The sequence below is a fragment of the Polaromonas sp. genome (assembly GCF_039932935.1).
In the GTDB taxonomy this organism is placed as follows: Bacteria; Pseudomonadota; Gammaproteobacteria; order Burkholderiales; family Burkholderiaceae_C; genus Polaromonas.
The window spans coordinates 39,635-54,080 of sequence record NZ_JBDTPB010000039.1; the positions used below are offsets into that span (position 1 = coordinate 39,635).

At 58.9% G+C, this 14,446-nt stretch carries 13 protein-coding genes; 8 read left to right on the forward strand and 5 right to left on the reverse strand.

What is annotated here, in order from left to right:
* The first annotated feature begins 16 nt into the window (after window positions 1-16).
* The 7 genes from ABI546_RS06190 to ABI546_RS06220 all read left to right on the forward strand — a co-directional run bounded on the left by ABI546_RS06190 (window position 17) and on the right by ABI546_RS06220 (window position 6,968).
* Window positions 17-775, forward strand: coding sequence for an ABC transporter ATP-binding protein (locus ABI546_RS06190; protein WP_348045150.1), 759 nt, complete (start codon window positions 17-19; stop codon window positions 773-775).
* A complete protein-coding gene (locus tag ABI546_RS06195) occupies window positions 768-1,502 on the forward strand; it encodes an ABC transporter ATP-binding protein (RefSeq protein WP_348045152.1) in 735 nt (244 codons plus the stop codon). Before ABI546_RS06190 ends, ABI546_RS06195 begins: the two co-directional genes overlap by 8 nt.
* Window positions 1,503-1,558: 56 nt before the next feature.
* On the forward strand, window positions 1,559-2,752 hold the full coding sequence (locus ABI546_RS06200) for an ABC transporter substrate-binding protein (RefSeq protein ID WP_348045154.1): 1,194 nt from the start codon (window positions 1,559-1,561) through the stop codon (window positions 2,750-2,752).
* Between the two features lie 65 nt (window positions 2,753-2,817).
* Window positions 2,818-3,720 carry a branched-chain amino acid ABC transporter permease gene (locus ABI546_RS06205; protein ID WP_348045469.1) on the forward strand — a complete coding sequence of 301 codons (903 nt, stop codon included), beginning with the start codon at window positions 2,818-2,820 and terminating at the stop codon, window positions 3,718-3,720.
* Window positions 3,721-3,722: 2 nt separating this feature from the next.
* Window positions 3,723-4,733 (forward strand): branched-chain amino acid ABC transporter permease, encoded by a 1,011-nt coding sequence (locus ABI546_RS06210; protein ID WP_348045156.1) that lies wholly within the window; start codon window positions 3,723-3,725, stop codon window positions 4,731-4,733.
* Window positions 4,681-5,349, forward strand: a complete 669-nt coding sequence (locus ABI546_RS06215) for a GntR family transcriptional regulator (RefSeq protein WP_348045158.1) — start codon at window positions 4,681-4,683, stop codon at window positions 5,347-5,349. Before ABI546_RS06210 ends, ABI546_RS06215 begins: the two co-directional genes overlap by 53 nt.
* Window positions 5,350-5,495: 146 nt before the next feature.
* Window positions 5,496-6,968 (forward strand): NAD-dependent succinate-semialdehyde dehydrogenase, encoded by a 1,473-nt coding sequence (locus ABI546_RS06220; RefSeq protein ID WP_348045160.1) that lies wholly within the window; start codon window positions 5,496-5,498, stop codon window positions 6,966-6,968.
* 188 nt (window positions 6,969-7,156) lie between these two features.
* Here the strand turns inward: ABI546_RS06220 and ABI546_RS06225 are convergent, their stop codons facing one another.
* From ABI546_RS06225 to ABI546_RS06240, 4 genes are all read right to left on the reverse strand, one after another.
* Window positions 7,157-7,369 carry a hypothetical protein gene (locus ABI546_RS06225; RefSeq protein WP_348045162.1) on the reverse strand — a complete coding sequence of 71 codons (213 nt, stop codon included), beginning with the start codon at window positions 7,367-7,369 and terminating at the stop codon, window positions 7,157-7,159.
* Between the two features lie 152 nt (window positions 7,370-7,521).
* Window positions 7,522-9,462 (reverse strand): protein kinase, encoded by a 1,941-nt coding sequence (locus ABI546_RS06230; RefSeq protein ID WP_348045164.1) that lies wholly within the window; start codon window positions 9,460-9,462, stop codon window positions 7,522-7,524.
* On the reverse strand, window positions 9,452-11,308 hold the full coding sequence (locus tag ABI546_RS06235) for a DAHL domain-containing protein (RefSeq protein WP_348045165.1): 1,857 nt from the start codon (window positions 11,306-11,308) through the stop codon (window positions 9,452-9,454). The genes ABI546_RS06230 and ABI546_RS06235 overlap by 11 nt, the downstream gene beginning before the upstream one ends.
* Window positions 11,309-11,869: 561 nt before the next feature.
* Window positions 11,870-12,418, reverse strand: a complete 549-nt coding sequence (locus tag ABI546_RS06240) for a carboxymuconolactone decarboxylase family protein (protein ID WP_348045166.1) — start codon at window positions 12,416-12,418, stop codon at window positions 11,870-11,872.
* 137 nt (window positions 12,419-12,555) lie between these two features.
* Between ABI546_RS06240 and ABI546_RS06245 the strand changes: the two genes are divergently transcribed.
* Window positions 12,556-13,455 carry a LysR family transcriptional regulator gene (locus ABI546_RS06245; protein ID WP_348045168.1) on the forward strand — a complete coding sequence of 300 codons (900 nt, stop codon included), beginning with the start codon at window positions 12,556-12,558 and terminating at the stop codon, window positions 13,453-13,455.
* A 187-nt stretch (window positions 13,456-13,642) separates the two neighbouring features.
* Here ABI546_RS06245 and ABI546_RS06250 read toward each other — a convergent pair whose 3' ends face one another.
* A complete protein-coding gene (locus ABI546_RS06250; RefSeq protein ID WP_348045170.1) occupies window positions 13,643-14,437 on the reverse strand; it encodes a dienelactone hydrolase family protein in 795 nt (264 codons plus the stop codon).
* Window positions 14,438-14,446 lie beyond the last annotated feature (9 nt).

Sequence of the window (14,446 nt, forward strand, 5' to 3'; positions counted from 1 at the left end):
AGCGAACCACACCCCCATGCCACAGGACATCATTCTCGAAACCAAGGGGCTTAGCAAGGAGTTCCGCGGCTTCCTCGCCGTGCGCAAGGTTGACCTGCGTGTTCGCCGCGGTTCGATCCACGCGTTGATCGGGCCTAACGGAGCCGGCAAGACGACGGTCTTCAACCTGCTGACCAAGTTCCATGGCCCCACCGAGGGCCAGATCCTGTTCAACGGAACGGACATTACCCAGGAAAAACCAGCGCAGATCGCGCGCCGCGGTATCGTGCGCTCGTTTCAGATCTCCGCAGTGTTCCCACAACTCTCGGTGCTGGAGAACGTCAAGATCGCCTTGCAGCGCAAACTCGGCGTGGACTACCACTTCTGGCAGCCGATCGCGGCGATGCGAAAACTTGACGCACCGGCCATGGCCCTGCTTGAGCAGGTGGGCCTGGCGCGTTTTTCCTCGCTGCTGGCCGCTGATCTGCCCTATGGCCGCAAGCGCACACTGGAGATCGCCACCACGCTGGCGCTCGACCCCGAACTGCTGCTGCTCGACGAGCCGACACAGGGTATGGGCCACGAAGATGTGGATCGCATCAAGGAGCTGATCAAAAAGGTCGCCGCCCATCGCACGGTGCTGATGGTCGAACACAACATGAAGGTGGTGGCCGACATCAGCGACACCATCACCGTTTTGCAGCGCGGCGAAGTGCTGGCCGAGGGGCCGTACTCGGCGGTCTCTGTCGACCCCGCCGTGCGCGAAGCCTATATGGGAACCACTGAAGATGCTTGAGCCCACCACCCACACCACGAACACGGGCCGCACCATGCTGGCGATCCGCGATCTTCACGCCTGGTACGGAGAATCGCATGTCCTGCAGGGCATCAACCTCGAAGTCAAGGCGGGCGAATGCGTCACGCTGCTGGGCCGCAACGGCGCCGGCCGCACCTCGACGCTGCGCGCCATTCTGGGCCTGGTCGGCAAACGCACCGGCTCGATCCAGGTCGCCGGCCAGCAAACCATTGCCATGCCGACACACCGCATCGCCCGCCTCGGTATCGGCTACTGCCCGGAAGAGCGCGGCATCTACGCTTCGCTCACCGCCGAAGAGAACCTGCTGCTGCTGCCCAGGGTCGGCGAAGGCGGCATGTCTCTCGAACAAATCTACGCCACGTTTCCCAACCTCAAGGAGCGCGCCCACAGCCCCGGCACGCGGCTGTCCGGTGGCGAACAACAGATGCTCGCGATGGCGCGCATCCTGCGCACCGGCGCCAACCTGCTGCTGCTCGACGAGATCACCGAGGGCCTGGCACCCGTCATTGTGCAAAAGCTCGGTCAGGTGATCCGTGAGCTCAAGGCGCAGGGCTTCACGATCGTGTTGGTCGAGCAGAACTTCCGCTTTGCCAAGCATCTGGCAGACCGTCATTACGTGGTCGAACACGGACAGGTGGTCGAAGTCATCGAGCGCCGCGACGTCGAAACCCGGCAGGAGCGGCTCACCGAGTTGCTCGGCATCTGAATTTTCAGCCCCATCCACCCCATCTCTTCAACTCCCCTCAACCCCTGGAGCCTCTCATGCAATTCAAGAAACTTTCCGTGTCTCTGGCGGCCTGCGCAGCACTGGTCGCCCATGCACAGGTCAGCGACGATGTCGTCAAAATCGGCGTTCTCAACGATCTTTCGGGTATTTATTCGGACCTCTCCGGCCAAGGCTCGGTCACGGCCGCGCGCCTGGCGATCGAGGAGATGGGTGGCAAGGTGCTCGGCAAGCCGATCGAGCTGGTTTTCGCCGACCACCAGAACAAGCCCGACGTGGCCGCCAATTTGACGCGCAGCTGGTTCGACCAAGGCAAGGTCGATATGGTGACGGATTTCCCCACCTCCTCGACCGCTTTGGCAGTGATGGAAATCGCCAAGCAGAAGAATCGGGTGGTGATGCCCTCATCGGGCCTGGCCACAGCCATCATCGGCGAAAAATGCATGCCGCTGACCGCGCAATGGACCACCAACACCTACGCGCTGGCAGCGGGCACCGCGCGTGCGCTGGTCAAGGAAGGCAAAAAAAGCTGGTACTTCATCACCGCAGACTACACGTTTGGTCATTCGCTGGAAAAGGATGCCACCGAAGTCATCAAGGCCATGGGCGGGAGCGTCGTCGGGAGTTCACGCCATCCGTTCCCGGGCAACGATTTTTCCTCATTCCTTTTGAAGGCGCAGTCATCCAAGGCCGACGTGATCGCGCTGGCCAATGCCGGTAGCGACACCATCAACGCTGTCAAGCAGGCCAACGAGTACGGCATCACAAAAAAGCAGATCGTCGCGCCGCTGCTCACCTACATTTCCGACGTGCACAGCATCGGCCTTGACAAGGCACAGGGCATGTACCTGAGCGAAGCTTTTTACTGGGACTTCGACGACCGCTCGCGTGCCTGGTCGAAGAAGTTCTTCGCCCAGCAAAAGCGCATGCCGACCGCAGCCCAGGCCGGGGTCTATTCAGCCACGCTGAACTACCTGAAGGCGGTGCAGGCCGCGGGCACCGATGAGGCCAAGGCCGTCATGGCGCAGTTGCGCAAGATGACGATCAACGACGCCGTGATCCGCAACGGAAAGCTGCGGGAAGACGGCGCGCTGGTGCACGACATGCTGTTGTTGCAGGTGAAGACGCCAGCCGAATCAAAAGCACCTTGGGACTACTACAAAGTCAAGGCTGTTCTCAAAGGCGTCGATGTGTACCCGCCCATCAATCCCGCCTGTCAGATCGCCAAGTAATCCACGTGCCGCGCGGCCAACGTCATGACGACGGGGCCATGCCACTCACCACGGAACACACACACATGTTTGACATCCCGATGCAGTCCCTGCTGGCCCAGTTGCTGGTGGGTTTGATCAACGGCTGCTTTTACGCCATGCTGAGCATGGGCCTAGCCATTATTTTCGGCCTGCTCAACATCATCAACTTCGCGCATGGTGCGCAGTTCATGGTGGCCGCCTTCCTCGCCTGGATCGGTTTTTCGCAGCTCCCGTTGCTGCTGGGCCCCGAATTTAAGATCAATTTCTGGGCTGCGCTCATTCTCGCCCCGCTGATTGTTGGTGCACTGGGCGTGCTGCTGGAGAAGACGCTACTCAAACGGCTCTACCATCTCGACCACCTCTACGGCCTGTTGCTGACGTTCGGCGTTGCGCTGGTGCTCGAAGGCGTATTTCGCCATTTCTACGGCATCTCGGGCGCGAGTTATGATCCGCCCGCGCTGCTGCAGGGCGGCATCGACCTGGGCTTCATGTACCTGCCGATCTACCGCGGCTTCGTGGTGTTCGCTTCGGTACTGATCTGCGCCGTCACCTGGTATCTTTTCGAGAAAACCCGGCTCGGCGCGCTGCTGCGCGCCGGTACCGAGAACCCCAAGCTGCTGCAGTCCTTCGGCGTCAATATTCCACTGATGATCACCCTGACCTACGGCTTCGGCGTAGGGCTCGCAGGCATTGCGGGGGTCATGGCGGCGCCGATCATGCAGGTGAATCCGCTCATGGGTGCCAGCCTGCTCAACATCGTCTTTGCCGTGGTGGTGATAGGCGGTCTCGGGTCCATCCTGGGCGCGATCATCAGCGGACTGGCCCTGGGCCTGCTCGAGGGGCTGACCAAGCTGTTCTACCCTGAAGCCTCGACCGTCGTGGTTTTCGTGATCATGGCGTTGGTATTGCTGACCCGCCCCGCCGGCCTGTTTGGCAAGGAGAACTAGCCATGAAATCCATACCCATGCCAATCCGCATCCTGCTGGTGCTCCTGGTGCCCGCACTTCTGGTGCCGGCCTTCCCGGAAATCGCCTACCCGGTCTTCATCATGAAGGTGCTGTGCTATGGGCTGTTTGCACTGGCCTTCAACCTGCTGATCGGCTTCACCGGGCTGGTGTCGTTCGGCCACGCGGCCTTCTTCGGCTGGGCCGGCTACACCACCGGTATCCTGATGATCCGTTTCGCAGCGAGTGGCTTCCCGGTCGAGCTTGCGATCCTCGCAGGCATGGCGGTGGCCACAGCGATCGGATGGTTGATCGGCACGCTGGCGATTCGCCGCACCGGTATTTACTTCGCGATGATCACCCTGGCCCTTTCGCAAGTGGCCTACTTCCTGGCGGTGCAGATACCCTGGACAGGTGGAGAAGACGGCATGCAGGGCATCCCGCGCGGCAAGCTGCTCGGCCTGATCGATCTCTCAGTCGACAACCACATGTACTACTTCACCCTGGCGGTGTTCGTGGCGGCCTTCCTGGCGATCCACCGCATCGTGCATTCGCCCTTCGGTCAATCTCTCAAGGCGCTGCGCGACAACGCGCCACGCGCTGTCTCGCTGGGCTACGACACCGACCGCTGCAAGCTCTATGCCTTCATGCTGTCCGCCGCGCTGGCCGGCCTGGCAGGCTCACTCAAGGCCCTGGTTCTGCAGCTTTCCGCGCTCAACGATGTGATGCTGACGACCTCGACCGAGGTGCTGCTAATGACACTGCTGGGCGGACTCGGCACCAGCTGGGGCCCCGTGGTAGGCTCCACCCTTGTAGTCAGCATGCAGAACCACCTTGCCGCGCTGGGCGGAGTGGTTACCATCATCATCGGCATGACCTTCATCGTCTGCGTGTCGTTCTTTCGGCGCGGCCTTGTGGGCGAATGGCAGGCCCTTCTGCAACGTCGACACACGAAACAACACAATGTCCTCCTCCACGACCGTGCACCGAACGCCGCCGAAACGCCGAGCCGCTGACATCGCCTACGACGCGATCGAGGCGATGATCTCCACGCTGCAGCTCGAGCCCGGTGCACCCGTGGTCGAGGCTGATCTGGCGGAGCGCACGCAGCTCGGACGTACACCGGTCCGCGAAGCCTTGCTGCGCATGGTGTCCATCGGCCTCATCGTCCCGCAGCCCCGCCGCGGGCTGCTGGTCTCCAACATCGACCTGGCCGACCATCTGGACGTGATCCTGACACGACGCGTGCTTGAGGGGGTTATTGCCGCCTGCTCCGCACGGCGTGCCAGTGCCAGCCAGCGCGCTGCCATCGTCGGTTGTGCCGAAAAAATGATGAAGGCCGCAGCCCGCGGCAATCTTGACGCCTACATGGCGGCCGACCACGCACTCGACAAGGTCAACCATGAAGCCAGCCGCAACAGCTCGGCTGTCAAGAGCGTGGAGCCATTGATCGTGCAGTGCCGGCGTTTCTGGTATGCCTATCAGCACGAAGGCGAGATCGCGGAGGGCGCTCGCTTTCACATGGAACTCGCCCAGGGAATCGCCACCGGTGACGAAACCGCCGCGATGCGTGGCGCCAACAAGCTGATGGATTACCTGGAAGGTTTTGCCAGACGTGTCATAGATAACTGAAACGCGGCGACCCTTCCAGCCCATTTTTTCTGAAATCGCAGGGTTCTGATGACCGCCCGAAAATCCTGTCGGCGGCCACCGTCGACCCAAGCGGGGTTTACTCCCCTCACAAACTTCGCCAACCTCTAAAAAACAAGAGTTTCTCCATGGACATGAAAACCTCCCCCCTCTCCCTCCTCAAAGACCCCAGTCTCTTCAAGACCGACGCGCTGATCAACGGCCAGTGGGTCGCCGGCAGCGCGCGCTTTGACGTCAACGACCCCTCTAATGGCCGCAAGCTGGCCGACGTGGCCAACCTGGGCCCCAAGGACGCTGAGGCCGCGATTGCCGCTGCCAACGCAGCTTGGCCCGCCTGGCGCAACAAAACCGGCAAGGAGCGCCACGCCATCCTGATGAAGTGGTACCAGCTGCTGATGGCCAACCAGGAAGACCTGGGCCGCATCATGACCGCCGAACAGGGCAAGCCTTTTGCCGAGGCCAAGGGCGAAGTCGCGTACGGCGCCAGCTTTGTCGAGTGGTTTGCCGAAGAAGCCAAGCGCGTGAACGGCGAGACCCTGCCGCAGTTTGACAACAGCCGCCGCCTGATGGTCATCAAGCAGCCTATCGGGGTCTGCGCAGCCATCACACCGTGGAACTTCCCACTGGCCATGATCACCCGCAAGGTCGCTCCGGCACTGGCCGCCGGCTGTCCGGTGGTCATCAAGCCGGCCGAGCTGACCCCGCTGACCGCGCTGGCTGCGGCCGAGCTGGCCATGCGCGCCGGCATTCCAGCAGGTGTTTTGAACGTGTTGACCAGTACACACAGTGCCGACGTTGGCAAGGTGCTGTGCGCCAGCGATGTGGTGCGCCACATCAGCTTTACCGGCTCCACCGAAGTCGGCCGCATCCTGATGGCGCAATGCGCCCCGACGGTCAAAAAACTGGCGCTGGAGCTGGGCGGAAACGCGCCTTTCATCGTGTTTGACGACGCCGACGTGGACTCGGCTGTCGAAGGCGCCATGGCCAGCAAATACCGCAACGCCGGCCAGACCTGCGTCTGCGCCAACCGCATCTATGTGCAGGACGGCGTTTACGACGAGTTTGTGCAAAAGTTTGCGGCCAAAGTCAAAACGCTCAAGGTCGGCAACGGCTTTGAAGAAGGTGTGGCGCAAGGCCCGTTGATCGAAGACTCTGCAGTAGACAAGGTGGCGCGCCACGTGGCCGACGCCCTGGCCAAAGGCGGCAAACTGCTGGTGGGTGGCCACAAGCTCGAGGGCCAGTTCTTTGAACCCACGGTGATCTCGGACGCCACCGGCGACATGCTGTGCGCCCGGGAAGAAACCTTCGGGCCCTTTGCGCCGGTGTTCCGCTTCAAGGCAGAGCAGGAAGCCATAGACGCGGCCAACAACACCGAGTTTGGCCTGGCCAGCTATTTCTACAGCCGCGACATCGGCCGCATCTACCGCGTCGCCGAAGCGCTGGAATACGGCATGGTCGGCATCAACGTCGGTGTCATTGCTTCAGAGCATGTGCCTTTCGGCGGCGTGAAGCAGTCGGGCCTGGGCCGCGAAGGCTCCAGCCATGGGATGGAGGAGTATGTGGAGATGAAATACCTATGTCTCGGGGATATCAACAAGTAGTCAACAAATAGTTTTGCTGATAGCTCCACGATACCTTCACCGCCCCGACTGACCATGCGCATACTTTTGGTTGAAGACGAGCGACCTCGGAGAAAAACCAATCAAGGAATTCCCTCTCAAAAATTCGCAAAGGAAACCTATGACCGTTGAGGCGTGAGCCTGCCGCACCGGTTTGCCGAACGGCGACACTAGCTACGCAATGCTGCAGCGACGGGCACCCGGTAGGCGCGCCACGCGACCAGCCCTGGCGCTATTGCCTCGGCCATCAGCATCATGGATAGGGACCACAGGTCGCCCCCGACCAGCCTTGCATTGACAGCCAGCCCCAGGCGATTGGACAAAACGCTGCCGGCTGTCCACGCCAAGCCGATCGAGGTAGTGGCCAGGCTGGGCCACGACATGAAAATCTTGGTCGGCCCGGTACGGCGGCGCGCTGGCAAGATCGAGCCGCAGTTTTCCTAAACTCGTCGCTAAACGGTCCCGTTGGCGATAGCGCGGTACCTATCCAACTGAGCTACAGCGACTAAGCTCCGGGTTATTGCGTACTTAAGACTCAGGCCGCCCCAAGCCGCTTGCGTAGTGCGCGCAGCGAGCCCAAGATAAAGCCGCCAATCGAGCCCTCTTCGTGCTTTTGCACAGAGGTTTTTTTATCCACTTTTTGCTGTTGCAAAAACTGCGGCTGCGCCTGTTGCCTCGCGAACTGCTTCATGCCCGCTTCCACATGCGCTTGCAGTGTGGGAAGTTTGAGCGGCTTGTTCAAAAAACGGAAAATACGCGCCTGGTTAATGAGCTCAATCACCAGTTCCGAGTCAGACGCCTCCGTCATAATAATAGTCACGATCTCGGGGTGTTCTTGCTTAAGGAGCTTGAAGAAAGTTTGGTGGCTGCGTCTGCTGTCTTCAATATCTGCTACCAGCACGCCTACTTTGTCGTTTTGCAAGACCTGCAGCGCGCCCGCCAGGTCATTGGCGTAAAGCACGCGGTAGCTGTGGCCGAGCACGTCGCGCGCGGCCAAATAGATCTCGCGGTCTTCGTCCAGGAACAGCACGGCTTCTTCAGGCTTGGCATCGCTCGCCAAGGGTGGCGGCGCGTCCTCCAAGGTGAGGCCAATCGCCACGGCCTCGGCCACGAGGGCGCGAATCTCCTGCGTGTCCCAGGGCTTGCTGGCAAAGCGATAGACTTCGCCCTCATTCACCGAGCCCACGATGGCGGCCAGATCAGAGTAGCCCGTGAGTAGAATACGCACTGTATTGGGGAAACCGACGCGCACTTTGGAGAGCAACTCGGTGCCCGTCATGTTGGGCATGCGCTGGTCACTCACCAGTAAATGAAAGTGGTACTCGGCCAATAGCTCCAGCGCTTGCGCGCCACTGGTGGCAATATGAACTTCGTATTGCTGCGCAAAGAGCAGGCGTAGGCCGTTCACAATGCGCTCTTCGTCATCCACAAAAAGCACGCGCGGGCGGCCCAGGCCTGCGCCCGCTGACGTGCCTTCAGCAGCGACTTCACCCGGCAACGAAAGCGCTCGGGTGGCGTCCAGATCGACCCGGCGCTGCACTGCGGTGAAGTCGATCTTGCGTATCTTTGGTATCGGCGTCGCCATGGGCTTGGGTTCTGCTGTGGCTAAAGCTTGCGTTTGGTCAAACGCGTCGAAATCCCAGCGCTCGCCCGAAAAAGCGGCATCCAGCGCACCTGCAAAGGCCGCTGCGGACTGAAAACGGTTCGCTGGGTCAATGGCCAGCGCGCGCTGGAGCACCGCGTCAACGGCGGTTTCGAGGCCCGTATTTCTGTGCGTTGGTGGTGCAAACTCGCCCTTGAGCACGGCGTGCATCAGGGAGGCGAGTGAATCGCCGGCAAAGGGCTTGTGCCCGGTGAGCATTTGGTAGACCAGCACGCCCGCAGAGAAAACGTCGGCACGACGATCCGTGGTCAACCCCTGCATCTGCTCGGGCGACATATAGCTGGGTGTGCCCAACACGGTGCCCACCTGCGTGAGCTGCGAAGACTCCAACTGCGCGATGCCAAAGTCGCAAATCTTCACTTTGTCGTCCGCGCCGAGCATGACGTTAGACGGTTTCACGTCGCGGTGCACCACACCCAGTTCATGGGCAAAGTGCAGGCCTTGCAGGAGCTGCGCGGCGATACGACGCACCCGGTGCGGCTCCATGGGAGTGCCCGCGAGCATAAACTCCTCCAGCCCGCGGCCAGAGACGTATTCCATGGCTATGTAAGCGATCTCAGCGTCTTCACCATACTCGTAGACGGCCACAATGGCCGGGTGTGTGAGCCGTCCGGCCGCCTGCGCTTCGCGTTTGAAGCGCTGTATCAGGCCTTGTGCTTCGGTGGAATCGAGCAGGTTTTTGGAGACGGTTTTGATCGCGACGCGCCGCTCGATCACCGGATCACGCGCCAAATAGACGACGCCCATGCCGCCCCGCCCGAGCTCGCCTTGCAGCTCGTATTTGCCAATCGTTTTGCGTGCATCAAGCTGCATGAGCGGGCTCCCGACCGGCGGTGGTATTCATCACATCCACGGGCAGGGTGATGGTGAAGCGCGTGCCCTTGCCCACCTCAGAAGCGACTTCAATGCGCCCGCCGTGTTCGTTGATGATTTTGTAGGCAATTGAAAGCCCGAGGCCCGTGCCTTCCCCAATTTTTTTGGTGGTGAAAAAGGGATCAAAAATCTTAGGCAATACGTCTGCGGGGATGCCGCTGCCGTTGTCTGTCACCTCGACCACGGCATTCTTGCCCTCGATACGCGTTCTAAGGTTGATAACGCCATCCACGCCCGTGGCCTGCGCCGCGTTGGAGATGAGGTTCAGGAACACCTGGTTGATCTGCGACGGCGAGCCCGTCACAAAAGCCGCGTCGCAATAGTCCTTCTCCACCTGCTTGGTTTTCACCAGATTGCGGGCGATCACGAGCGTGCTGTCCAGACCTTCGTTCAAGCTGAAGTGCGCCACCTTGCTGCGGTCCAGACGACTGAAGTTCTTAAGATTAGTCACAATCTCGGAGATTTGCTCAATGCCGTAAATGCCGTCGCGGATCACGCCCGCCAAGGCTTCGGGGCCATGGCCCTGCTCTGCCGCATTGCAAAGACCGTGCACCACGCCGTATTGGACGGACACCGCTTCCTCATCCGCATCGCCTGCGGCCAGCATATCCAACAGCTTGCGCGTCTCGATGCCAAGCCCGGTATATTGGGAAATTTGCTCGTCCAGTACCTGCAAGCCGTTGCGCACATAGGCCAAAGGCGTGTTGATCTCGTGGGCAACACCCGCAATCATCTGGCCCAGGGACGACATTTTTTCGCTCTGCACCAAAGCGGCTTCGGATTCCTTCAAGTGAGTGAGCGCGTCACGCAATTCCATGGTACGTGCGTTCACGCGCTGCTCAAGACCTTCGTTGGCGTCTTTAAGCTCTGCGTTTTTACTTTGAATGAGACGGTAGCTGGCCACCAGACGCCACGCAAACCAGGCGATGAGTGCGAGCAGCAAGGCCGAGTAGCCGATCAACAGGCTGCGGTAGAAATCGGTCTGGCTCTGCGCCTGCGCACGGCTCGCGTCAAGCGTCTTTTCTGTATCAGAAATACGCTGTTGGGTCGGCAAGGCAGCCATCTCGTTGAGAAGGTTGTCTTCCACAGCTTTCTGGCGCTGCACACCGTGGAATTTGGCGATCAAGGCCTCCAGGGGCTTGGTCAGTTCAGCCGGATATTGAGGCAGCAGACCATCCAGATCGTCGAGGTTAGACTGAATGCGCTTGAGCGCAGCAGGGTCACTCAGCAGGTTGTATTTGAGTGTCTCGGTCAGCAGTTCATTCACGCGGCTGCCCAGCTCAGAGAGACTGGCGATCTTTTGCGCAGCCGCACCACCCTTGAGCTGCAACGCGTCACGCTGCAGCACGCGCAGCAGCGCCAGCAGATCGGCACTTTCGTCCGTCACAAACAGCAGGGATTCACGCAGGATTTTGTTTTGTTCGCCAAAGCGGCGGGTCAACGCATCTTTTTGTCCGAAAGCGGCTTTGACAGCCGCAAACGCGCCGGCCGCGTCGCGAATGTCGCTGGCGGCAATGGCCTGCTCAATCTTCTCAATCGCCTTGGGGATGCGCTGGGCGGGTGCGCGCCCAGCCTCGTAGCTGCGGTTGATACCCGTCTTGGCCCGCAACGAGTCTGTGCCGGATTCGGCGTCCAGCGCTTCCAGCTCGCGCAGATCGGCAACGATGGCGTTCTGGTTCGTGAAATCGGCGCTTTGGGTCTTGGAATACAAGAACCACAAAGTACCCACCAGGACTGCGGCAATGCCAATGCTGGCCAGGGTGCGAACGCCAGGAAAATTTTGCATGGGGTAACTCCTCTCACATCAGTCGCCACGCGTCGCCGATTCTTACAGCCGTCGGGGGTTGTCCATGTACGACCCATCGCACAAGTTGCCGCCGATTTGGATGTTGCTCGTCGTCTTTGCTTTGGCTATTTGTTCTGGTGTTTTTTTGTAATTTGAACTGTCTTCAAAAATTTATATTAGGTATGCATGACGCCTATGACGCTTATGCATAGGACGGGTACCACACAATTGATGTCGATCCGACCGAGCGGATGGCCGTTTCCTGGAACTATCTCAGCAAGCGATAGCCCAATTTCAACCATAAATATTGCACTGACGCGAAGAAAACGTAGCAAATGCAACCTTGAAATTATTGCAATCGCTGCGCTACGACATTTCTGGAATACGCACTGAAATGCAGGGTGAATTCAGGGTTAATTGAGCGTTGGCAGCAACAGCATCAACACTTACCGCGATAAAAATACCATGAATGCACGCCTCAGAAGCATCTTGTGTTCGAGTCGTGCATTCATGATTGGCCCCCTGCGTGTGGGGGCCAGGTCGATTGCTGGTCGAAGTCGATCAGGCAGCCAACTTTGCGCTGACTTTGGGGAAATCGATGTCGGTGAGCGCTACGTTGTTGACGTAGTTGGTCAATACATTCAGTGCTACGTTCACCACGATCTCCACCACGCTGGCTTCATCAAAGCCTGCCAGGCGAACGGTGGCCAAGTCCGCGTCGGACACACGCCCGCGGGATTTTGCCACTTGCAGGGCAAAGCGCAGTGCGGCTTCTGTGGATGCATCTTCTGAATGCCCATCACGGGCAGCGTCCAATTCGGAGCGATTGAGCTTGGCAACGTTTTGTCCCAGGTAGTCATGGGCAGACAGGCAGTAGTCGCAGCCGTTGTATTCGGCAATGGCCAGTGCGATACGTTCACGAAGTTGCACAGACAGTTTGCCTTTGCCTACTGCGCCGTTGAGCGACAAGTAGCCTTCCAGAGCTGCAGGGCTATGGCCCACCAGTTTCATGAGGTTTGGCACGACACCAAGCTGCTTGAGTACGGCAGCCAGCAGCGGCTTGGACGCTTCGAGGGATTGGTCTACGGTGGGAATGCTGATGCGGGACATGGTGATTTCCTTGGGTTGGTTGTCAGGGCTGAAACGGTATTCGTTGTGTCTGCAGCGAATGAATGAACTGTATTTAGTTCTTCAAAAGAATAGAATCGCCATAAATTTCAATTAACCATTCCGCTAGAAGGAATAATGTGGACCGCTTTCATCTGATCAATGTCTTTGTGGCGGTGGTGGACACCAATGGTTTTGCAGGCGCAGCTCGCAAGTTGTCCATCTCGCCTCCGGCGGTCACCCGCGCTATTAACGAGCTGGAGAGCCACCTTGGTCTGAGATTGCTCACCCGCACGACACGCAGTGTTCGGGTGACTGAATCCGGGGAGCGCTACGTGCAGGACTGCCGGCGCATTCTTGCTGAAATCGCTGAGGCGGACGAGTCAGTCAGTGGCCTGCACAGCGCTCCCCGCGGCCGACTTACGCTCACCGCGCCGACACTCTTTGGCGGCATTCATGTAACACCCATCGTGACAGAGTATTTACAGCGTTATCCGGATGTCAGCGCCTCCTGCCTGTTTCTGGACCGTGTGGTGAATTTAATGGACGAGGGTGTGGATGTCGCCATACGCATCGGCGAATTGCCGGATTCGACCATGCAGGCTATCCGTGTAGGGCAAGTGCGGCGCGTGATCTGTGCATCGCCAGGCTATCTGGAGACTCACGGCGTTCCACAAGCACCGGACGATTTGCACCAGCACACCCTCGTGTCTGCCAGCAGTGTGACCCCCAACCCCGAGTGGCGCCTGCTGGTAGATGGCGAGGTGCGCTCAATTCGACTACAAGCCCGCATGACCACCACCACCAATGATTCGGCCGTTGCTGCAGTGCTCAGTGGATTTGGTATAACGCGGCTGCTGTCATACCAGGTAGCGACCCATTTGCGTGAGGGGCTTCTGAAGACAGTGCTTGGCGAATTCGAACTTCCACCATTGCCGGTTCATGTGGTGCACCGAGAAGGACGGCAAGCATCGCATCGGGTTCGGTCATTTATTGATCTCGCCATCGAACGGCTGCGCGCAGAAGTGTCGTTGCACTGATTCGCTATGGACGACTACCTGGGACGAGAAAACCCGTTTAGAACCAGGTGAGAATGGAATATCCCCATGAAACAGTAACAGTCCCATCAATACCCCAGTCACCATCTAACGCCATCAATACCTCATCCCCGCATCATCTTCCAACCGCTCATTCAGCGCCCAATTCATCAACAGCTTCCGGATCGCCCTATTGAAAGGTTCTTTTGAAAAGCGCTTTCATCTCACTCCATGATTTTTCATCGGCCTCTTTGTTGTAGGCGATGGGAATGTGATGTTTTTCCCCTCTCTCCGAATTGTCTTGGTCCGTGAATCCATGCTTTGCGCCAGGGTAAACGATGAATCTATAGTTCGCATTGGCCGCTGTCATTTCCTTCTTAAACTGCGCAATAGCTTCAGGGGAAACAAACACGTCATCGCCACCATGAAGCATCAGAATTTCGGGCTGGACCGAATCCTTCTTTAAGTCTGCCTTAGCAGGGAGTGATCCGTGAAAACTAGCAACAGCTTTCAAAGGTTCACCAGCGCGGGCCATAGTCAAAACGACGTTTCCACCAAAACAGTACCCAATAGCACCAATACTGCCTGGGTCAACGCGGACCTCAGATTTCAGAATCTGCATTGCGCCATCAAAGCGGGCCTGGATTTTTCCAGAATTCACAGCTTCAGTCATCAGGTGCTGCGCACCTATGGGTTCATCGGCCACCTTGCCGCTTCCATACATATCGAGAGCAAAGGCCGCGTAGCCCAATTCTGCCAATTGGCGGGCCCGTTTACGAGCGTACTCGTTGTGCCCCCACCATTCGTGGATAACCAGTACGCCAGGGACTTTTCCCTTGCCTTTTGGCAAAGCCACAAACCCCTTGAAAGGAACGCCGTCAATGCGGTATTCCATCTCGCGGGTTTCTATTGCATCAGATTGTGCGAAGCTGGAAGCCCCCATCACCAACGAAGAGGTCAGTATCAGAAATTCGCGTTTCCTCATTTTTTAACT

What these genes read in the sequence shown, in the direction of transcription:
- ABI546_RS06190 (WP_348045150.1), top strand. Translation starts at nt 17, where the DNA reads ATGCCACAGGACATCATTCTCGAAACCAAGGGGCTTAGCAAGGAGTTC.
- ABI546_RS06195 (WP_348045152.1), top strand. Translation starts at nt 768, where the DNA reads ATGCTTGAGCCCACCACCCACACCACGAACACGGGCCGCACCATGCTG.
- ABI546_RS06200 (WP_348045154.1), top strand. Translation starts at nt 1,559, where the DNA reads ATGCAATTCAAGAAACTTTCCGTGTCTCTGGCGGCCTGCGCAGCACTG.
- ABI546_RS06205 (WP_348045469.1), top strand. Translation starts at nt 2,818, where the DNA reads ATGTTTGACATCCCGATGCAGTCCCTGCTGGCCCAGTTGCTGGTGGGT.
- ABI546_RS06210 (WP_348045156.1), top strand. Translation starts at nt 3,723, where the DNA reads ATGAAATCCATACCCATGCCAATCCGCATCCTGCTGGTGCTCCTGGTG.
- ABI546_RS06215 (WP_348045158.1), top strand. Translation starts at nt 4,681, where the DNA reads ATGTCCTCCTCCACGACCGTGCACCGAACGCCGCCGAAACGCCGAGCC.
- ABI546_RS06220 (WP_348045160.1), top strand. Translation starts at nt 5,496, where the DNA reads ATGGACATGAAAACCTCCCCCCTCTCCCTCCTCAAAGACCCCAGTCTC.
- ABI546_RS06225 (WP_348045162.1), bottom strand. Translation starts at nt 7,369, where the DNA reads ATGTCGTGGCCCAGCCTGGCCACTACCTCGATCGGCTTGGCGTGGACA.
- ABI546_RS06230 (WP_348045164.1), bottom strand. Translation starts at nt 9,462, where the DNA reads ATGCAGCTTGATGCACGCAAAACGATTGGCAAATACGAGCTGCAAGGC.
- ABI546_RS06235 (WP_348045165.1), bottom strand. Translation starts at nt 11,308, where the DNA reads ATGCAAAATTTTCCTGGCGTTCGCACCCTGGCCAGCATTGGCATTGCC.
- ABI546_RS06240 (WP_348045166.1), bottom strand. Translation starts at nt 12,418, where the DNA reads ATGTCCCGCATCAGCATTCCCACCGTAGACCAATCCCTCGAAGCGTCC.
- ABI546_RS06250 (WP_348045170.1), bottom strand. Translation starts at nt 14,437, where the DNA reads ATGAGGAAACGCGAATTTCTGATACTGACCTCTTCGTTGGTGATGGGG.